This window comes from Mesobacillus campisalis, assembly GCF_000986785.1.
Lineage (GTDB): Bacteria > Bacillota > Bacilli > Bacillales > Cytobacillaceae > Mesobacillus_B > Mesobacillus_B campisalis.
The window spans coordinates 28307-49475 of record NZ_LAYY01000020.1 but is presented as its reverse complement, the minus strand read 5'-3'; the positions used below and the strand labels follow the sequence as shown (position 1 = coordinate 49475).

Below are 21169 nucleotides of genomic sequence, written 5' to 3'. Positions count from 1 at the left end.
GAGGTTTTAATATGAAGATTATCAAGGAAACGCACTTTAATCGGGAAGTTAAAGTGTTTCAAAACCGGACCAAACATCTCTTTGCGATGCTGGAGGAGTCGGCTGCAAAATTTGGAAACAAAGAGGCCCTGGTCATGAATGGAGTCCGGTTAACGTATCAGGAAATGAAGGCCAAAGTCGAAAAGATTGCCGGAAATTTGCAAAAATCGATGTGTGTGAAAAAAGGAGACCGGGTCGCGCTTTTATTGGGGAACAGCATTGAGTTTTGCCTGCTTGTGTTTGCCTGTGCCAAATTAGGGGCCATCGTCGTGCCGCTAAACACAAGATTAAAAGAAAAAGAGCTTACCTATATGCTGAAGCAATCCGGCAGCAGGCTGCTATTTGTTGATGATGAATTCCTGCATAAAGTTGAAGCGATGAGAGATGAGGAGTCCATTCCCACTGTTCAATATTTCTTTTTAATTGGAGATCAGACACCAAAGCGAAAGGATTACCTCCCCTATGAAATCGTAGAACAAGCCTCTTCTGTCCAGCACGTACCTATGTCGGAAGAAGAGCCATTATTTATTATGTATACGTCCGGGACGACCGGCCTGCCAAAAGGCGCTGTCGGCAGTCATTTAGGGGCGATCCACAGTTCGATGAATTATGAAATGGTGTTACATACCAACCAGGAAGCCAAGACATTAATCGCTGTTCCGCTCTTCCATGTAACCGGGTTGATTGGCCAGCTTTTTCACATGGTACGAGTTGGCGGGACGTCTGTCATCATGAAGAGATATCAAACCGAGGAATTCATTGAGTTAACGGTGGAGGAACAGGTTAGCTTCCTGTTTAACGTTCCAACCATTTACATCATGATGATGGCGCATCCCAACTTTTCTTTATACAACTATGCAAATGTAAGGGTAATTGCTTATGGCGGGGCCCCGATGTCTTCGGAAACCATCTGTAAGCTGAAACAATGCTTTCCGAACGCCAGCCTGCATAATGCATATGGAGCAACGGAAACCTCGTCACCGGCGACCATTATGCCTAAAAGTTATCACGAAAGCAAAATGGATTCAGTCGGGCTGCCAGTCCCGGTCGGAGACATGATCGTCGTAAACGAAGAAGATGAACTGTGCCTGCCAGGAGAAGTCGGTGAATTGTTCATTAAAGGCCCGATGGTTGTCGAGGGCTATTGGGACAATCAAGAGGCCAACCGGACATCCTTCCTAAACGGATATTGGAGGTCAGGGGATTTGGCCAGGATCGATTCCGATGGGTTTGTCTATATTGTCGACCGCAAAAAAGATTTGATTAACCGCGGTGGTGAAAAAATCTTTTCTATCGAAGTAGAGAATGTCCTTTATAATCACCCAAAAGTATTAGAAGCCGCCGTTGTCGGTATTCCTGACGCGCTGTTTGGCGAAGTGGTCAAAGCCGTCGTTGTTCCAAAGAATGGCGAAACCCTCGATCAGGACGAAGTTCGCGAATTCGTAGCCGCAAGACTAGCCAATTATAAAGTTCCTAAACTGATCGAATTTGCCTCGGAACTGCCCAGGAACCCAGGTGGAAAAATCTTAAAAAATGTATTAAGAAACCCGCAAACAATCGGAAATGAATCATAGGGAGGAAGTGTGAAAATGTCTACTGTTATGAAAAAAGCATGGGGATATCGGTATTGGGTTCTAATCATCCTTTGGTTGGTCTACATCATTAACTATTTTGACCGAATGGCGGTTCTAACCTTTTTGCCTTATATCCAACAAGATTTGAATTTAACTCCAGTCGAAGTCGGACAGCTGGCTTCCGTGTTTTTCTTTGCCTATGCAGCCGCGCAAATCAGTGCCGGTTTTCTGGCTGATAAATTTGGCTCAAAAAAAGTTATGTATATTGCCGTCATCGTCTTTACATTCGTCACCGCATTAACCGGAGTCGTTAAAAATTTTGCCCAGTTTATCGCACTTCGAATCGGCTTGGGTCTTGGAGAAGGACACCATTTCGCACCTGCGATCCGTGCCATCAATAACTGGTTCCCATTTAAAGAAAGAGGGCGAGCCGTCTCCTTCTTTGCGACCTCATGGGCAGTGGCACCTGCCATCGTTCCCGTCATCGTCACCAGTATTTCCATTTACTTCTTTGACGGTGCCTGGAGACCGGTATTCTTCGTTCTGGCCATTCCAGGTGTACTTGCCATCTTCCTGTTATGGCGTTTTGTCGCGGATTCTCCAAAAGAAATGATTGAAAAAGGGAGATTAAGCGAGGATCAGGAAATAGAGGAGAACAATACCGGTCCAGTAAAGATGACGAAGGAAGAAAAGCGAAAAAGCTACGGGGTATTCCTTAAGGATCTTAATTTTTATGTCTTTACCTTATGTTTATTTTGCCAGCTGGCTGTTTATTGGGGAACATCGACATGGCTAACATCGTTCCTTGTGACACAGCATGGGTTGAATTTAAAGGAAATGGGTCTGTTCGCATCCGCTCCCTATATTGTCGCCTTCTTTGCGATGATGCTCGGGGGCTGGCTAATGGATAATGTCGTTCATCGGATGAAGCCGGTGGCCTTAATCGGGTACCTGGGAAGCATTCCGGTGCTATGGATGCTTGGTTCTGTCGATAAAGGAAATACAGGTATGTTGCTGACATTGCTTTTGCTGGTGGGCTTCTTCGTTAACCTGAACTTTGGCTCCATCTATGCGTATTTGCCAAAACGTTATCCTAAGGAAATCGTTGGAAGTGCTACAGGGTTGGCAAATGGAATCGGACAAATGGGTTCATTCGTCTCGCCGCTGATTGCTGGTTATCTCGTGACCGTTGGCGCCGATGGAACACAGGATTTTAGCAAGGTCTTTATCTTTTTTGCGATTGTTTCCGCTTTGGCGGCTTTATGTGCCTTTATTTTAAAAGAAAACAAAGCCGATCAGGTTTCAGCCAAATTGGATGAACAGAAATCAGTCGTTTAAGTGCTTATTAAAGAAACGGGGGATTGGAATGACGGGGAGCAAAATATATGACCCATATGAAGCATGGAAAAAATGGATGAATAGCTGGGAAAAACAAGCAAATGACGCGCTCCAAATTTGGACAAACAGTTCTGACTATGTAAAGTTTTCGCAGGGAGCAAATGATTTCCAGCTGCGGTATTTGGAGATGTTTCAAAAAAACCAGCAGCTATTGCTCAATCAGTTACAGTTACCGACGAAACAAGACCTCGCCAATGCAACGAAGCTGTCGATTCAAGCAGAGGAAAAGCTGGAAGCATTAGAAGAAGAATTTTGGAATGTAGAGGATTCCATCGAATCCGCAAATAAAAAGCTTGATCGTTTAACAGCGGCTTCCCGGAACATCAGCAAGCAAATCAAGCAGCTTAAAACCGAGCAGGAACAAGACAAAAAGGAGCTGCAAAAGATCGACGAGATTCACTTCGAACTCATTGAGCTAAAAAGGGAATTAGCCGGGATGAATAGCTTAAAAGAGGAGATTGCCAGTCTTAAAGCGCTATTGGCAGAAAATAATGTGAACAAAGAACGGGAATTAGTACCGTTATCCAAATAATAGGAAGGAGGAATCATGTTGGCAACAGAAACGAGGACCACTTTTAATTATGAAAAAGAAATCGAGCGTTGGACAGAATTTACGAATGCCATAAAGGGACCTGAGCTCGGTTCCAATAACACTCCGAGAAAACTTGTATGGAAAAAAAATAAAGCAACACTATGGCATTATGCGCCTGAAGAAAAGAAATATGACATCCCGGTTTTTATTATTTATTCCCTATTTAATACTCCATCAATCCTCGATTTTGCCCCGGGATCAAGTGTGATGGAAGGGTTAGTAAACAATGGCTACGATGTTTATTTATTGGACTGGGGAATTGCCGGATACGAAGATAAAGAACTGAATATTGAAAACTATATCGCCGACTATATTTCAAAGGCGGTAAAGCGAGCGTTACGGCATTCAAGAGCGGAGGAAGTGTCGGTCATCGGCTATTGTTTGGGCGGAACATTCGCAGCGATGTATGCCGCAATTGCGGAGGAACCCATTCGAAACCTGATTGTCGCGACCGTTCCGATCGATTTTAGCGTTTCAGTACTTCCTGATAAATGGGAGGAAGAACTAAAAAACAACGGATTCAACGCGGATCGGCTGATCGAGGTATACGGAGTGATTCCGCCTGCTTACGTGGAGGCCATGTTCCGGTCGGTGACGGCACCGATTTATAACAGTCCGTACGTCAACCTTCTGGCTCGTGCAAATGATAAAGTGTTTGTAGAAAAGTGGAAGCGGATGAATAAATGGAATAGCGGCCATGTACCGTTAACGGGCGGTGCCTTTCGCCAGTTGACCAACGATCTTTTTAAAGAAAATAAGCTGGTAAAAGGCGAGTTCACCATTCATGGCCAAAAGGTCGATTTAGGAAAAATTACCGCAAACATGCTGGTGGTTAGTTCGAAAAACGATACGCTGATTCCGGCAGGCCAGAGCCTGCCAATAATGGATTTAGTGTCAAGTAAAGATAAAACCTACTTAAGTGTGGAAGCCGGCCATGTCTCTCTGGCAATGACGGGAAAATTAAATGGAATTTTGGAAGATTGGCTTGGAGAGCATTCACAGTAATACTCCATATTGATTAAATGCCCGTTTAAGGATATTTCTCAAACGGGCGGTATGATCAACAATCTAAAGGGAGGAATCTTTATGGCTGTTATACAATCAAAGGTTTTTAACAAAATTGACGAAAAGGAAGCAGTTCAATTCTTGCAATCGTTAATTCAGGTGAATAGTGTTAATCCGCCAGGAAATGAAAAAGTTGTCGCCGAGGTGATCCAAGCTTTTTTAAACTCGACTAATCTTCAGGTGGAATTGGATGACCTGGGGGACAACCGGGCGAATTTATTCGTTACATACCCGAATGAGGAAAGTGATGATCCTTACTTGGTATACAGCGGTCATTTTGATACCGTTCCGACGGGAAAGGTAAAGTGGGAGCATGACCCGTTTTCCGGGAAGGTGGTCGCTAATAAGGTATATGGCCGCGGGACAACGGATATGAAAAGCGGGGTCGCGGCGATGATCCTTGCTTTGAAGTATTTGGATGAGGCCGGAGTGAAGCTAAACGGGAAGCTGCAGTTTGTCGGGACAGCGGGTGAAGAGGTAGACGGATTTGGTGCGAAAAAAGTAGTGAAAAAGGGACAAATCAACAAGGCCACCGCCTTAGTGGTATCAGAACCGAGTGAAAATCAACTTTTCCATGCCCATAAAGGCTGTTTATGGCTGGAGATCACCACCTACGGAAAAACGGCCCATGGTTCGATGCCTGACAAGGGAATAAATGCGGTTCTAAAGATGAATGAAATCATCAACCTTCTGCAAACCTATCAGTTCCAATACAGGCCACACCCGGTTTTAGGCCATCCGACGCTGAATATCGGAACAATCGAAGGCGGAGTCAAAACGAATGTGGTTCCTGACCAATGCAAAATGACCATTGATATCCGAACCGTTCCAGGGCAGAGCAATGAGCAAATTTTAAAAGATATTGAGGAATTGGTAGAATCTGTTGTCGGAGATTATGAGATTCATGTGTTAAACAGCATGGCATCGGTGGGCACAGACGAATCTAATGACTTTATAAAACTTGCGATCGAGACAGGAAAAAACCATCTGAACCTGGAATTGAAGCCAACAGGTGTGAATTATTATACGGACGCATCTGTCTATACCCCGCACCTCCAGGTTCCCACCTTCATTTTTGGTCCAGGAATCCCGACACTTGCCCATCAGCCAAATGAATATGTCGAGATCGATAAGTTCATAGAATCAATTCGTTATTTTATCGCGTTGGCGATTGATTATTTGGGGGAAGAGTAGCATTTGAATGGTAGGGGAAGAAATTACGGTAGCTAAGGAAGGAGAGATTCTTTTGAGCAGTATCATTCACGAAAAGAATGTGCCGGCCGTTATGAAAGACGGAACAATTCTATACGCAGATGTCTTCCGGCCTCAGGGGGAAGGAAAATACCCTGTATTGCTTCAACGGACACCATATAACAAGGCGTTTCTTCCGTTGACAACCATGGTATTGGATCCCATTGCAGCCGCTCATCAGGGATATGTTGTCATTATTCAAGATGTCCGCGGCAGGTTCGAATCAGAGGGGGAGCCGTTTTACATTTATAAGAATGAGTATCAGGATGGGTTTGATTCAGTAGAATGGGCCGCCTCCTTGCCTTACAGTGATGGAAATGTCGGGATGTATGGCCTGTCATATAAGGGAATGACGCAATTTCAGGCGGCAGCCATGCAGCCACCGCACCTGAAAGCCATTTTTCCGATTACTTGGGGAGCCGATGCGTTCATGTATCGAGGCGGCGCGCTCGAACTGGGTCTGTTGATTTCATGGTCGTTAGCCACGATTGGACCTAATGCCGTCGTAAAGGCCAAAAAAGGGAAGGAAGACTTTGGCCGGGAATTCATGCAGCTTGTGGATGCGATTGACCATATTGAAGAGGCAGGATTTCAGCAGTTACCGCTACAGGACAGCGAGTGGCTCAAACTTGGTGATGGCTTCGCTTCGTTTGTTCACGATATTTTGGAACACGAGATGCGCGATGAATTCCATCAGGAAATCGGGCTGAAGGAAAAGGCGGCAAGGTTCAATGTTCCTGTGTTTGGCCTTGCCGGCTGGTACGACCTATTATTAGGCCAGGACCTCGAACACTATGAAACCTGGAAACACAAAAACCATACAAAGCTGATGATTGGCCCTTGGGCCCATGCGGGTTTTGCCCCGCAGGTCGGAGAATTGAATTTCGGATTAAGCGCATCAAGTTTGCTGCTTGATATGAAAACCGATTTAACGAGCCTGCAATTACAGTGGTTTGATTATTGGTTAAAAGGAATTCAGAATGGGATTATCGATGAGGCTCCAGTGAAAATCTTTGTCATGGGTGAGAATAAATGGCGCAGCGAACAGGAGTGGCCATTACAACGGACCGTTTATACTCCGTATTATTTCGAGAGTAACGGGAAGGCCAATACAAAGAATGGCGATGGCAGCTTATCGATTAACATGCCGCAGGACGAGAATTTCGACACTTATGTATACGACCCGGCCAATCCCGTTCCGACTCTGGGAGGGAACCATTTATTGCCTGCGAATTACCCAAGGGGCCCAATTGACCAACAATATATTGAGGAGCGGGAGGATGTATTGGTCTACTGTAGTGGGTTATTGACAGAGGATTTGGAAGTAACCGGGCCTGTGAAGGTCATCCTTTATGCCTCAAGCTCTGCTGTTGACACCGACTTTACGGCAAAGCTCGTCGATGTTCATTCGAATGGGAAAGCCATCAACATTGCAGACGGGATTATCCGCGCCAAATACCGGGAGAATAATCAGCCGCCATCGCTCATTACCCCAAATGAAGTTTATCGCTATGAAATCGACTTGCTGGCAACGAGCAATGTGTTTAAAAAAGGCCATAAGCTTCGTGTAGAAATCTCAAGCAGCAATTTCCCGCGTTTTGACCGGAATCTTAATACAGGGGAATCGGGGAAAGACAGTAAAGAAATGATCGCTGCTACCCAAAAAATCTATCATAGTGAAAAGTATCCCTCGCATATCCTATTGCCGGTCATTCCATAGCAAAAATACAGAAGGGCGCTTTGGGCTGCAGGTTTATCCGTTGTCCAAGCTATATTAACCTATGTTTTTCTGCTTTTTCCTTGACGAGATTAAATCCCGCAGGCGCTTCTGTTTGCCCCGGCTACGGTAATGATAAAACCATATAAAATAGGGTCAACCAGAAATATCCGGCTAACCTTATGATACGAAAGGGTGCGTCGATCCAAGTGATCAACGCACTTTTTTGTTGGATTCCTTAATGAAAATACTGTTTGGTCTTATGCTAATAATAATGTTTTTATGCAAATTTATTTGAAATAATTGTTTCTTAACAACTTCAATTTGAAAGTGGATGCTGAGTTCACTTTTAGATGAAAATTTATCAGCCTTTTCTTCTGTAATTCACATTTGTTGCTGAGTAAAACAGGGGCTTTAGAATATATTTTTAGTGCAGGAAAGAGAAGAGCTCAGTCATTTAAAAGGATTGGTTGTTGTATTGATAATAGTAAGAAGTAAAAAGACATATAAGGTGTAAAAGATGTTTTACTGCTTAAAATTCTAAAGGTGGATAGTGCTATGGAAAATAGAATTAAGCAATACCGAGAAAAAAATGGTCTTTCACAAGGGAAATTGGCTGAAAAATGTAATGTGAACAGGCAAACGATTAATGCCATTGAAATAAAAAAATGTTTTATCCTCTAGCTAATGAATGTTCAGAAGAAAATCAACAGGGGATCCGGTAATCCTAAAGTGCTTTTGCTAGTTGTAAAAAATATCCACTTAAAATTGTAAGCGTTTACAATTATGATAATAAGTGGGAACGGTGGTAGTAGCCGTCATTGTAGTGGTGTATGGTGAGCCGATATTAGATTAGACTAAGGATGATTTTTCTAAAGATATAATGACCTTTTGTAAATATGATAAAGGATCAGCTGTCAAAATTCCTAACATGAAGAAAGATAAATGACTGGTAAAATGTTTGTAAAAGTTCAATTAAATCGACAAACATCTACAATCGCTTATTTATAATGGGGAAAAAGGGAATCGATTTTTTTAAAGGTTTAAAAGGGGAGATGTAAATCATGGAGTTTTATTAAAAGTTACCTACTGACCTTTTGGTTGCTTTTTTCAATGAAATAGTGAAGAACATTGAAAAAGGATTATTATCGAAAAATATGTATTATGAGTTAGGTTTAATGATTTCAGTTGCTAGCCAAAGGGGAATTACCTTAGGAAAACCATGTGACTTTGAACAGGTAATAGACCAGGAGGATCTGGAGGAATTCATTCATTTTACATATAAACTAAAGGATGAATCCTTATTAGCTTCAGGGCTATAAGTTTTGTAGCTGCCAAAACAATCTAAAACCAATCCTCTGTTTTCATCAAAAGTAAATAAAAAGATTTTAGTGAAAATCCAATGAAAATGTAGGAAGTATAAGTTTAAAAAAGAAGAACATCATTTCTGTAAGAAAAAATATTGTTTTTCTTTTTGTGTTTAATAATGAGCCTTAACCCCTAAACTTCCTAATATTGGAGGATGTCTGTGCTTATAATAACATTAAGTGCTTTCCATAAAGAAGAGTAAGCCCAAATGTGCTGACCCCAAATTAAGGGAAGGTCAGCTTTTTGTGCTCTTTTTTATCAAGAAAGTACTCAAGCAGTCCTTTGCATTGCGGTAAGGAAAAACCGACAAAATGTCCCATGAAAAAGGCAATAAAGATGGTTCCAATGCCGATAGGTCCTCCCAGCATCCAGCCCAATATGAGTACAAAAAGTTCCATCCCATTTCGGACCCATTGGATGCTCCATCCCGTTTTCTCAGCGATCATGATCATCATGCTGTCACGCGGTCCCTAACCCAGGTCAGCTGATACATAAAGCCCGATTCCATATCCAATTAAAACAAGGCCAAGAATAAAAGAAATCACAGCCCCTACTACACTATCAATACTTGGCAGTAGCCAAATAAATAAATCAATGAAAAGCCCAAGCAGCAGCATATTTAAAAAAACGCCAATTTTAGGCAGTTTTTTCGTGATTATGGCAAAAGCGGTTAACAACAGGAAGCCAATAATGATCGACCAAGAGCCAATCGTCAGTCCCAACAGTAGGGTCAGTCCATAATAAAACATATTCCAAGGTCCTATGCCCAGCAGCTTAAACATTTTTTTCATGGTTGTGATTACGATTCGAATCAAAATATACCTAAGTGAAGCTGGAAAAGCATCCAGGCGGGGCGCTGATAAATTAATTAGTGAAGGAAGAGTCACCATCAATGGCAAACGGGATCAAATAGGCGACCAGGTAAATCCTGGGGATGATGTACTGGTAAGTGGAGCACCTGTCAGGGTGGCCAGAAATCATCTCTATATCGCTTTGAATAAACCTGTAGGAATTACCAGTACAACAGAGAAGAATGTAAAAGGAAATATCGTCGATTTAGTCAACCATCCATTAAGGATTTTTAATATCGGCCGGCTGGATAAAGATTCTGAAGGCTTGATCCTTTTAACAAACGATGGCGATATCGTAAATGAAATCCTGCGAGCAGAACATAAACATGAAAAAGAATATATCGTTTCCTAGACAAGCCGATTACTCCCGAGTTTGTGAAGCAGATGTCGGAAGGAGTCAGAATCCTGGGAACAAAAACCCTTCCATGCAAAGTAACGCCTTTATCAAAATTTGAGTTTGAAATAATTTTGACTCAAGGGCTGAATCGCCAAATTCGCCGCATGTGCGAAGCGTTAGGCTATGAGGTTTACCGGCTGCAACGCACACGGATCATGAACATCCATCTCGGAAACCTCCCGCCCAATTATTCAGAGACCTGAACTATGAACCGAAGGAATGGTGAAAACTTCAGGGTTATTCCCGATGGACAGGATCAACAACCACACAAACCTCGATTTTAGTTACTTCATCTCTATGCATCTTAATTGGAGAAACCGTATCCTCAAAATGTTTTTTTATTCTCGGCCTCAATTTTCTCGCCTTTCCAACAAACAGCGGCTCTTTATTCTGATTATAGAACATAAAAATTCCACCATTATCTCTTGGGATAAGATGAAAATCAGTGAACCCATAAATATTGTTTAATTCAGGATTCTTCTGTTTTGTGATAGTAACATTGGGTTTTGGAGGTTTTGTCGTTCACAAGCGTTTACTTCCTCTTTCATTATTTTCGTTCATGCTAACATAGCGTTACCCAAAATGCTATTTACTAATAGTTCATTCTCATCCTCACCCATTAGCCAACGTGTTCTGGCGTTAAGCGAAATAGGAGGATTTTTACTGAATCGGGGTATGGGGTGAAAGCCTAAAGGAGTAATTTAACGAAGTAATAACCCCCCAACAGCATGAATAATCTGAAGAGATGACCATTTTCATCGTGCTTTTATATGACCCATATCCTGGATGAAACTTCGTGGATTTGAAGACACAAAATTGTGAAATGGGGGTATTTAATGGATTTGAAAAAATTAACAAATGAGGAATTGCTGAGGACCTACGAAAGATTAACGAAGAGCCTTCAAATTAAATTTACTAAGGAAAATGCCGATTATAAAGAAAGGGTAAAGGAGGAGCTTTTAAAAAAGGTTTGAAATAAATAAGGAATAAAACGGTTTACTTCTCAAACGATAATCAAAAAAAGGCAGCAATGAAGAAGAGGAAGGTGATTATTAAGCTCAGTTATTCATTGAATGAACAAACCTATTTACGATACAAAAATTATTTAGTCACTTTTTGAACTTCTGATTCATGAACTAGTTCGACAATAAATAGGCTATCTTGTGCTTTTATTTCCCAATAGCCGGAGCTGTATTTAAAAATTACTGTGTAAAGCTTTCCATTATAAATAACTTTTTCATCACTCATCTAAGGGCACCATCTTTTTGTAAGATACTTGTTGTTTATAGAAATTATTATATAACACTATTCCTATAAAAACACTAGGTTTTTTTAAAGAACCGACTTTGACGAATATAAGCATTGAAGGACTCAATGCTTTTTTGTAATCAATATATTGATTTTCTCCTTCAGCATTTTTTTACATGGACTTTAAAAAGAACGTTTCCATGTGTTTATTGGGTGCCAATCAAGGAAATTGGTTTAAAAGATGCTTTTAATTGGAGGAGGAATTAATTTAATGAAATACAGGACTTCACCCCTGTCTGATATAAAAAACGCTAGATTCCATACGCTAAGAGCAACGCCCGAAACGGTTCACTGGGGCTATTTTGACAAAAAACTAAACCCGGCGCTTGAAGTGGATTCCGGGGATGTCGTTTATGTGGAAACGGTGACCCATCATGCCGGAGATGCTCCTGACTTAATGATGGATGATGGTATCAAGGAGATTTATGACAGCATACCTGAAGAAAATCGCAAGCCGGGTCCGCATCTCATGACAGGACCGATCCATGTCGCAGGGGCGGAGCCGGGGGATATTCTTGAAGTTCAGATTCTGGATCTGGAACCCCGTCTCCGATATGGAGCGAATGTTGGTGCAGCGTGGGGCTACCTGTTTGAGGAGTTCGATGAAAACGAGCGGGTGAGGATTTATGAAATCGATGACGCTAACGAATGGGTGACCGCCAAATTTTCGTATCACTATCCCGGAAAGTATGAAATTCCAGGGGGCATGGTCCACCCAGAAGATACCGAACGGACGGAGGCTCTTCCGGGAATTCAGATTCCAGCGAGAATCCATGTCGGCACAATCGGAGTTGCTCCTGCCGAAGAGGGGCCCATTGATACAACTCCTCCGGATATCCATGGCGGAAATATCGATAACTGGCAGATTGCGAAGGGAACAACGATGTATTATCCTGTCCAGACAGAGGGTTCCCTCCTTTCACTCGGCGATGCCCATCTCGCTCAGGGAAACAGCGAGCTGACAGGCACGGCAGTGGAAGCCTCCGTCAATTGCCTGATTCGTGTCACGGTACGGAAAGACCTTTCATACCGATTGCCGATTCTTGAAACAGAGGAACACTGGATGATCCACGCCTTCCATAAAGACCTAGAGGAAGCCGTACGCACCGGCTCCCTTGAATCAATTAGTTTCCTTCAGGAAATAGGGGGTCTGAAAAAACATGATGCCTATTCGTTCCTGAGTGTCGGAGCAGACTTCATGATCACACAAGTGGTCAACGGCAATAAAGGCATCCATGTGAAAATACCAAAGAATGCTTTTAAGTCCAAATGACGCAGGGTTTTAGATGAAAATGCAGAGAAAGTATATTTAGATGAATACAATAAGGCGATGGATAGGAAAAAACGGGATTTATAAAGAAGAAGCTGAAAGATGGTTAAAATCCGACCTTAAAGACGGTAAACCATGAATAAAGTTGGCTGGTGATACAGCAACCTAATGACAAGAGACTCATGGTTCGTTCATTAGTTGGTAATAAAAATGCATTAAGACTAAAGGCAGAGCACCCGGATATGGAGGGTGCTCTTTTGCTTATAAAAGTGGTTGTCCGACTGTCACATCAAAAATACCCTTTCTTAAATCTGCTCCTTCGTGCGCATAAATACAAATTATGAAAACGCTTCATTTATGAAACGAATAACTCAGTATTGAAACAAAAACAAACTTTTGTGTGGGGATAAAAATGATAATAGTGGTCTCTGGTGGAACAAGTTGCTGGTAATAAAGGATTAAAGTTGTTTCTTTATGAACTGGCACAATTATTGCAAGTATTTAGATAAGAAGAATTAAAGAGATACCAAATCGAAAGGAGTGGGGGACTTAATAAGCAGGTTAACAGAAAGGAAAAATGAACTAATAGAGCAAAAAGGGGGAATTTACAATGAAAAGAAAATTTTTATTTCTACTAGTCACATTTCTTTTATTAGTATTAGCAGCTTGCTCAAGTAATAATTCATCCACTGAAGCAACATCAGCCTCCGAAAGTAAGGGGAAATCCAGCAATTACCCCGAGAAAAATATTACTCTTATTGCTCCTTATGAACCGGGTGGCGGAACAGATCGGAACGCTCGTATTCTAGCAGAGGCGATTAGCAAAAACCTCCCGAATAATGTAAAGATGATAGTTGAAAACAGACCGGGTGGTTCCTCTACCGTCGGTTTAACCTATTTGCATAATTCCAAGCCGGATGGCTATACCCTTTCAGTCGCAATGGAGACAGGTCTTGCCATTAAGACGCATACTGATGATTTGGCTTACGAGTGGGACAGTTTTACAGAAATTGCTACGCTGGTTTCAGGTCCACAGTTATTTGTTGTAAAGAAAGATGCCCCATGGGATACAGCTGAAGAATGGCTGGAAGATGTTAAAAAGAATCCGGGAAAATTCCGGGCGGGGATTGCCGGGGTTGGTTCAATCGGTCATTTAGCATTGGAAGAAGTCAAGTATAAAGCTGGATTGGATATGATCACGGTTCCTTATGACGGCACTGGCCCGACCGTTCAAGGGCTGCTTGCTGGTGATGTCGATGGAACAATTGTGGCATCATCCCAAGTCGATCTTGAATTGATGAAAGTTCTCTTTAATATCGCTTCCGAAAGAACAGAAGATATTGATGCGCCTACCCTAAATGAGCTTGGACTGGAAGTTGCTTCTGATTCATGGATTGGGTTAATTGCTCCGCCAGGGCTGCCCGAACATGAAAAAAGCTTCCTGCAGGACGCATTTAAAAATGCATTGGAGGATCCTGAAGTGATTGAGAAAATAACGGCTGGGGGTTCACAACCTTTTTATAATGGCCCAGAGGAATTTAAGAAAATAATTGAGGAGAGATATAAGATAAATGAACAAGTAATGAGAAGCAATGGAATGATTAAATAAAAATAAAGAGTAGCCTATCCAGTAGGTTACTCTCTTGCCATGAGGTGAAAGCATGAATGCAAAACTATTAAATACAGTTGCCAGCATCATTATTCTAATGATTGGTGTTATATATATTCGTTCGTCCGCCGCTTTAGGGATCGGAACAGCGGAAAATATGGGGGCGGGATTTTACCCATCCATACTGGCGGGAGTTTTGATTATATTTACGATTGTAAATTTAGTTAAAACATTGAAAAAAAAAGAAGCGGAAAAGGTGGATATACCCAATGGGAAACTCATTTTACTAACAATAGGAATAATGGCATTATTTATCCTCAGCTGGTCTTTTGTTGGTTTCTTTTATATCCACTTGTTTTTATTTCTATTAATTTTATATTCGGTCTACTCAGAAAGATTGAGAAAAGAATTTATAGTAAAGAACTCCTTTGTTGCCGCCAGTATAACAATAAGCATTTTTGTAATATTTAATTTCGTCTTAAAATTACCACTTTAACAGAAGAAAGGGGTAGTGTATGGATTTTTTGCATTTTGATGTATCCATATTATTTACTTGGTCAAATTTGGCAGCATTAGTGATTGGTACATTATTTGGGATGCTGGTAGGCGCTATTCCTGGTATGGGAGCTACACTTGCGATTGTCCTTTTGCTCCCGCTCACGTATATCATGGATCCATTAGCCTCCATCCTTTTGTTGCTGGCAACTTACCAGGCTTGTGAGTATGGAGGCTCTATATCTGCAATAGTGATTGGTGTTCCAGGTACACCTGCTGCATTGGTCACCGCTTGGGATGGGTATGCGTTGGCAAAACAAAAATCACCAGGAAAAGCACTTGCTTATTCGCTTTACGCCTCCTTTATCGGTGGGTTGTTTGGGGCTTTAGTTGTCATTTTACTCTCAGACTTTCTAGTGAAATTTGCACTCATGATTTCTGAACCGGAATATTTTTGGATTGCTCTGCTAGGTTTGCTGGCAGTCAGTGCTTTAGGTACGCAAGATACTGTTAAAAGTTTAATTTCCGCTGTTCTGGGATTAATGACTGCCACGATTGGAATGGACAGCTTTACAGGAGCTCAACGATTTACACTTGGACAGATTGAATTAATGGAAGGCGTTGGAATCATTGCTTTATTAGTTGGTATGTTTGCCTTTACAGAGCTCTTTTTAATGGTCAACAAGGATATGAAGAAAAGATATGTAAATGAGTCAAGTGAACTAAAAACGAAATTAACATACCGGGAGTTTAGAAGTGTTTTAAAACCAATTGGGATTGGGTCGGTAACAGGGTCTGTAGTAGGGATATTTCCCGGAATGGGAGCCGGACCTGCAGCATGGTTTTCGTATAGCCTTGCGAAAGTATGGTCTAAGACAAAGAGTACGTTCGGTAAAGGAAACCCAGAGGGCATCGCTGCACCAGAAGCGGCTAATAACGCTGCTGTAGGAGGAGCACTCGTTCCACTATTATCTCTTGGCATACCCGGTTCACCTTCCATTGCCATCATCAGTGGAGCATTTATTATTCACGGCCTTCAACCAGGTCCGACACTATTTAAGACCGAGCCGGATTTAGTTTACGGGATCATTTTTGGTTTCCTGCTTACAACCATTGTAATGTTTGTGATTGGAAAATACGTAACAACACTCTTTGCAAGAACCACAACTGTCCCAAATCCAATCTTAATCCCAGTAGTTTTCGCCCTTTCGATTATTGGAGTATATGTATCAAGGAGTTTACATTTTGATTTATGGCTGGCGTTGTTAATAGGGATTGTTAGTTATATTTTTATAAAGTTAAACTTTTCCATTGCCTCTTTCATTCTGGCATTTGTATTGGGACCGATTATCGAAGAAAGCTTCCGGCGTTCATTAATTATTTCAGGAGGAAACTTTGATATTTTTTATACACGTCCCTTTTCAATTGTATTGATTTTAATAACGCTAATAATTATAGGTTTAATGGCATTTAAGAAAACAAAGAAAAACACAGAGGAATCCTCGATATCTACTTAGATTTCCATGGTAAATAACAGAAAGTCTTTCATATTTGATAGGCGGTCAACATTTAAAATAGTGAATAGATTGGAGAGATGTTCGATGATGGATACACAATTGACAATTGACACACTAATGGTGAGGGCAGAAAAGTACTTTGCCAAAAAGCAAGTCATTTCAAGAACTGCAACAGGAATTACACGCTTAACCTATGGTGATTTTGCCAAGCGGGCAAGGGCTCTGGCAAGTGCGCTGGAAAAATTGGGTGTGGAACGCGGTGACAAAGTAGGGACGTTTGCCTGGAATGATCACCGGCATTTGGAGGCCTATTTTGCAATTCCCAGTATGGGTGCCGTACTCCATACGATAAATATCCGCCTTTCATCAGACCACCTGAAATATATCATTAATGATGCCAAAGATAAAGTTTTACTTATTGATAAGGGTTTATTGCCAATCATTGAAACCATCAAAGATGACATCCCTCATGTAAAAGCGTTTATTATCCTGTCTGATGAAGAAGAACTGCCCGAAACGATCCTTCAGCCTGTCTATGATTATGAGACGCTTTTGAAAACTGGAAATCAACATCATACATTTCCTGTAGATTTAAATGAAAATGATCCAGCTGGCATGTGTTACACTTCTGCGACAACTGGGAATCCAAAAGGGGTTTTATACACCCATAGAAGCATTGTCTTGCATAGTATGATGCTTGGGTTAGCGGATACGATGGCATTATCCGAGTCCGATATCGCCATGCATGTTGTTCCAATGTTTCATGTTAATGCATGGGGATTCCCATTTGCTTCCGTCTGGTTTGGCACCACACAAGTTTTGCCAGGGCCTAATTTTACTTTTAAAACACTCGGAAATTTGATTGAATCGGAGAGGGTTACGATTACGGCCGGAGTTCCAACAATATGGATTGGTTTATTAAATGAATTGAACACCAATACGTACGATTTATCAAGTTTGAGAAATATTGTATGCGGAGGTTCTGCTCTGCCAAAGGCAATCATCCGAACCTATCAGGAGAAATACAATCTTTCCTTTATTCATGCCTATGGAAGTACAGAAACCAGCCCTGTTGCTACCGTTTCCCGATTGAAAAGCTACCAGCAAGGTTTGGAATCAGAGGAAAAGCTGGAATTTATATCTAAACAGGGAATTCCTGTTCCGGGAATTGAAATAAAGGTCATAAATGAACATGGTAAGGTAACGCAAAATGGTAAGGATATGGGAGAAGTGTTGGTTCGTGGACCATGGATCACGGATGCGTATTATAATCAGCCGGAAAAAACAGCTGAAGCTGTAAAAGATGGCTGGCTATACACTGGAGACATTGCAACAGTAGATGCAGAAGGTACGATAAAAATTGTTGACCGAACAAAAGATTTAATTAAAAGCGGAGGAGAATGGATATCCTCTGTTGATCTTGAAAATGCGCTTATGGCTCATGATGCCGTTTCAGAAGCTGCCGTCATATCTGTTCCTCATGAGAAGTGGCAGGAACGTCCAGTCGCTTTTATTGTAAAAAGCAAAACCGCCAATGGCCATATAACCAAGGATGAGTTATTGGATTTCCTGGCTCCACAGTTTGCTAAATGGTGGTTGCCGGATGATTTCATTTTTATTGAAGAGATACCTAAAACTTCTGTAGGCAAGTTCCTTAAAATGAAATTGCGTAACGATTATAACTCCTATTCTGTAAGCGAAACACGGTAGCAAGTCATGGCATAAGCTTCCTTTTTAATCCGTAACTAGCCTCCAAATATGCATCAAACACGAAACGGAATGTTTCATTATTGATACCATCTGAAAAGGAATTTATACGGTGGACTATCTCTAATCACTTAAGAAAAACATTTTAATAGGCAGGTAGGTTGTTAATGAACGGGTTCCATCCCCAAGCTCATTACTATTGTTCCGTCGTTTCCACACTTGGCACAATCATTGCATAAATAAGATTAAAATGCAGTTCAGCCAGAATAAAGGCTTCTGAATAAAAAACCTATATCCCTAGAATACTGAATATTTGAAAAAGTTTTGTGTGTCACACCAATACAAGACGATAAGGGTAATCAGAAGCTGCTTTAAAGGTCAGCATGAATCTTATTCCCAAGGCTGCAAGAGGTTCAAGCTATTTTTACGATTAGAAAAAGGGAGGAAATTTGAATGGGCACAAGAGAAAAGGAACAGCTCTACAATGGAAATGGTCCCCGAATGGATGAGGAAGGTAAAAGGCAGGCTGCTTCCTATAGGGAACAATTGGGTTACTGGAATCAAACTTTAGAGTATTTGCTCGAAAATGATGAAGAGTTTTTTAAGATTTATAAAAAACTGGTTTCTTCTCCTTACAAAAATAATATTCTCGATGCAAAGTCCAGGGAATTAATCAATGTTGCCTTAAGCTCGGCACCTACGAATTTAAGCAAGGATACATTGGAAGTCCATATAGAGAACGCTCTTGATCAGGGAGCTACAGAAAAGGAAATACTTGAAGTCTTCAAACTGGTAAGTGTGCTGGGCATGCATACCTGTGCCGTGGGAGTGCCTATTCTGGTTGACGAGACCGGTAAATATGAAGGTGCAGAATTAAATGGCCGCCAGGAAGAGTTAAAGCAGAAATTTATCGAAAAAATGGGCTACTGGCATGAATTCCGGAACACTCTTCTGCTGAATGATGAACACTTCTTTGAAAGTTATTATGAATTTCTGACAAATCCCTGGGAAAATGATGTCCTGAGTCCGAAATTGAAAGAATTCATTTATATCGCAATTGACAGCGCTACCACACATCTATTTGATGTCGGAATTCGCGTCCATATTCAAAGTGCCTTAAGACTTGGAGCGACGTTTGAAGAGATTATGGAGGTCTTTAAACTGACGAGCGCCCAGGGGGTGGATACTTTCTATGCAGGAATTCCGATCCTGGAGTCGGTGCTGGCTAAACGAGGTAAATGAAAGGCTGATTCTTTGTTAAGGAACCATTCAATAAAACCAAATTAAAAGTTATGGGGGGATATGTAATGCGTATCAGACTGATGTTGGTTGCCGTTATCGCCATGCTGCTGCTAGCCGCATGTGGAAAAACAGAGGGGGCTTCATCTTCAGCGCAAAGTGATAAAGTTTTTGAACTTAACTATAATAATCTGGCTCCTCCAACGCATCCATATACGAAGAATGTTTCAGAACCCTGGGCTGAATTTGTGGAGAAGGAAACAAATGGCCGAGTCAAAATTCATGTTTTTCCAAGCTCGCAGCTGGGTACACCCGATACCGGCTATGATGATGTCAGCGGAGGGGTCTTTGATGTAGGCCTTTTATACGCAAGTTCAGATAAGAATGATATTTTATTCCCATTATCCATTGGGGACCTGCCTTTTGCCATTCCTAATCCCGATGTGGCGGTCAGTGTCATGAATAAATTTTATGATAAATTCATGAAGGACAAGTTTCAGGATGCGGTATGGCTGGGTGCCTCTTCCACTGATACTGCACAATTATATACCACAAGCCCAATCGAAACGGTTGAGGATATTAAAAAGCGGAAAATCAGCAATAGTTTGTATTCCAGAAACGAATTGATTAAATCATGGGGAGCAGTACCTGTTTCCTCCAGTAATTCGGAACTTTATGAATCCATTGAGCGGGGAATCGTGGATGACGTCATTTACAATACAACAGGAGCGATTGGTTTTAATTTGAATGAAGTGGCTCCCAACATGACAAAGCTTGATTTGGGTGTCTCTTCGAATGGTCTATTCGTAAATGGAAATATATTCAATCAGATGCCTGAGGACCTGCAAACTCTGTTCAAGGAAAAATTGGGTCCAAAACATCAAGAGCTGATGGCAGAGCTGTACATGGCTCAAATGGAGAAATCCATTCAAGAGTTCGAAAACAGGGTGAAGGACAAAGGCGGAAAAGTCATCACGCCTGACGAAGAAGAATTGAATAAATTTAAAGAGCCTGCAAAGAAAATGTGGGATGAGTGGGTGAAGGAAGCCAATAAAAAGGGTCACCCTGGCGAGGAAATGATGGAGTTCTTTAAAAAGAGTTTAGAGGAAGAGGGCGTTGTGATCCCGTTCTAGCAGGACGGTTCTGAATTGCTTTTTACCAAACAAATTATTATCAGACTAGGGTTGACCAGCCCTGGTCTGACCTCTATTCCTTTTCAAATACTAAATTGAAAGGAAGGCGTTGAAATGAACCTTTTTATGAAAACGGTAAATTCCATTACAGCAGTCAATAAATGGGCAGCGTACATCATTGCTTATGTTATGGTAGGGATGGTGTTTATCTTTGCTGCAGCAAGGACAGTAGGCAGCCCGATTGTTGGAGACATCGAGCTTGTCCAATTTACGATGGTATTAATGATTGTGTTTTCATTGGCCTATACCGAAAAAACTGATTCACACGTATCAATCACCTTGATTTTTGATAGATTGCCGGCAAAGGTTCAATTGGTTTTACTATTGTTGGCCAGGGTACTGACTCTTCTGTTTTGTGCCATTGTATGCTGGGTCTTTATCTCAAAAATGAATTACTTATCCACATCGAGTTTACTGGGAATTGTTTTTTATCCTTTCCGAATATTGTTGGTCATTGGCTTCTTCGCATGGGGGCTGGAAGCATTTAGAATGTTTCTCCTCGAATTAGCGAGGGGTAAAAAAGATGCATCTTTGGGGATTGAGAATGAGGATAATAAACAATTAGTCAGTGGGGAGTGA

The 21169-nt window shown here is 41.5% G+C and carries 17 protein-coding genes and 3 pseudogenes; 17 read left to right on the top strand and 3 right to left on the bottom strand.

Features of this window, described 5'->3' with window-relative positions:
* Positions 1-11: 11 nt before the first annotated feature.
* The 7 genes from WQ57_RS16885 to WQ57_RS16855 all read left to right on the top strand — a co-directional run bounded on the left by WQ57_RS16885 (position 12) and on the right by WQ57_RS16855 (position 8320).
* A complete protein-coding gene (locus WQ57_RS16885; protein ID WP_046524932.1) occupies positions 12-1613 on the top strand; it encodes a class I adenylate-forming enzyme family protein in 1602 nt (533 codons plus the stop codon).
* Between the two features lie 15 nt (positions 1614-1628).
* Complete coding sequence (locus WQ57_RS16880) at positions 1629-2951, top strand: MFS transporter (protein ID WP_046524931.1); 1323 nt, start codon at positions 1629-1631, stop codon at positions 2949-2951.
* A 28-nt stretch (positions 2952-2979) separates the two neighbouring features.
* Positions 2980-3543 (top strand): hypothetical protein, encoded by a 564-nt coding sequence (locus WQ57_RS16875; RefSeq protein ID WP_046524930.1) that lies wholly within the window; start codon positions 2980-2982, stop codon positions 3541-3543.
* A 15-nt stretch (positions 3544-3558) separates the two neighbouring features.
* On the top strand, positions 3559-4608 hold the full coding sequence (locus WQ57_RS16870; protein WP_084820307.1) for an alpha/beta fold hydrolase: 1050 nt from the start codon (positions 3559-3561) through the stop codon (positions 4606-4608).
* A gap of 81 nt (positions 4609-4689) precedes the next feature.
* Positions 4690-5862, top strand: a complete 1173-nt coding sequence (locus tag WQ57_RS16865; protein ID WP_046524929.1) for a M20 family metallopeptidase — start codon at positions 4690-4692, stop codon at positions 5860-5862.
* Positions 5863-5914: 52 nt separating this feature from the next.
* On the top strand, positions 5915-7639 hold the full coding sequence (locus WQ57_RS16860) for a CocE/NonD family hydrolase (protein WP_162200615.1): 1725 nt from the start codon (positions 5915-5917) through the stop codon (positions 7637-7639).
* A gap of 555 nt (positions 7640-8194) precedes the next feature.
* Positions 8195-8320 (top strand): helix-turn-helix transcriptional regulator, encoded by a 126-nt coding sequence (locus tag WQ57_RS16855; RefSeq protein ID WP_084820306.1) that lies wholly within the window; start codon positions 8195-8197, stop codon positions 8318-8320.
* A 908-nt stretch (positions 8321-9228) separates the two neighbouring features.
* On the opposite strand, the pseudogene WQ57_RS27560 reads toward WQ57_RS16855, so the two are convergent.
* A pseudogene (locus WQ57_RS27560) lies at positions 9229-9753 on the bottom strand (YczE/YyaS/YitT family protein).
* Between the two features lie 46 nt (positions 9754-9799).
* Between WQ57_RS27560 and WQ57_RS16840 the strand changes: the two are divergent.
* Positions 9800-10478, top strand: a pseudogene (locus WQ57_RS16840) (pseudouridine synthase).
* A gap of 14 nt (positions 10479-10492) precedes the next feature.
* Here the strand turns inward: WQ57_RS16840 and WQ57_RS16835 are convergent.
* Positions 10493-10744, bottom strand: a pseudogene (locus WQ57_RS16835) (GIY-YIG nuclease family protein); the annotation flags it as partial.
* A gap of 344 nt (positions 10745-11088) precedes the next feature.
* On the opposite strand from WQ57_RS16835, the gene WQ57_RS26730 reads away from it, so the two are divergent.
* Positions 11089-11226, top strand: coding sequence for a hypothetical protein (locus WQ57_RS26730; protein ID WP_156183170.1), 138 nt, complete (start codon positions 11089-11091; stop codon positions 11224-11226).
* Positions 11227-11353: 127 nt separating this feature from the next.
* On the opposite strand, the gene WQ57_RS26725 is transcribed toward WQ57_RS26730, so the two are convergent.
* Complete coding sequence (locus WQ57_RS26725; RefSeq protein WP_156183169.1) at positions 11354-11500, bottom strand: hypothetical protein; 147 nt, start codon at positions 11498-11500, stop codon at positions 11354-11356.
* Positions 11501-11771: 271 nt separating this feature from the next.
* Here WQ57_RS26725 and WQ57_RS16830 point away from each other — a divergent pair, with 271 nt between their 5' ends.
* From WQ57_RS16830 to WQ57_RS16795, 8 genes are all read left to right on the top strand, one after another.
* The gene (locus tag WQ57_RS16830) at positions 11772-12833 is read left to right on the top strand and encodes an acetamidase/formamidase family protein (protein WP_046524926.1); all 1062 of its coding nucleotides are present in this window, start codon (positions 11772-11774) and stop codon (positions 12831-12833) included.
* A gap of 607 nt (positions 12834-13440) precedes the next feature.
* A complete protein-coding gene (locus tag WQ57_RS16825; protein ID WP_046524925.1) occupies positions 13441-14439 on the top strand; it encodes a tripartite tricarboxylate transporter substrate binding protein in 999 nt (332 codons plus the stop codon).
* Between the two features lie 52 nt (positions 14440-14491).
* Entirely contained in the window at positions 14492-14935 is a 444-nt protein-coding gene (locus WQ57_RS16820) for a tripartite tricarboxylate transporter TctB family protein (protein ID WP_046524924.1), read from the top strand.
* A gap of 19 nt (positions 14936-14954) precedes the next feature.
* Positions 14955-16451: a tripartite tricarboxylate transporter permease gene (locus WQ57_RS16815; protein WP_046524923.1), complete on the top strand. Its 1497-nt coding sequence runs from the start codon at positions 14955-14957 to the stop codon at positions 16449-16451.
* 84 nt (positions 16452-16535) lie between these two features.
* Positions 16536-18161 (top strand): long-chain fatty acid--CoA ligase, encoded by a 1626-nt coding sequence (locus WQ57_RS16810; protein ID WP_046524922.1) that lies wholly within the window; start codon positions 16536-16538, stop codon positions 18159-18161.
* Between the two features lie 450 nt (positions 18162-18611).
* Complete coding sequence (locus tag WQ57_RS16805) at positions 18612-19400, top strand: carboxymuconolactone decarboxylase family protein (protein ID WP_052948794.1); 789 nt, start codon at positions 18612-18614, stop codon at positions 19398-19400.
* 65 nt (positions 19401-19465) lie between these two features.
* Positions 19466-20530 (top strand): TRAP transporter substrate-binding protein, encoded by a 1065-nt coding sequence (locus tag WQ57_RS16800; RefSeq protein WP_046524921.1) that lies wholly within the window; start codon positions 19466-19468, stop codon positions 20528-20530.
* Between the two features lie 114 nt (positions 20531-20644).
* Positions 20645-21169 carry a TRAP transporter small permease subunit gene (locus WQ57_RS16795; protein ID WP_046524920.1) on the top strand — a complete coding sequence of 175 codons (525 nt, stop codon included), beginning with the start codon at positions 20645-20647 and terminating at the stop codon, positions 21167-21169.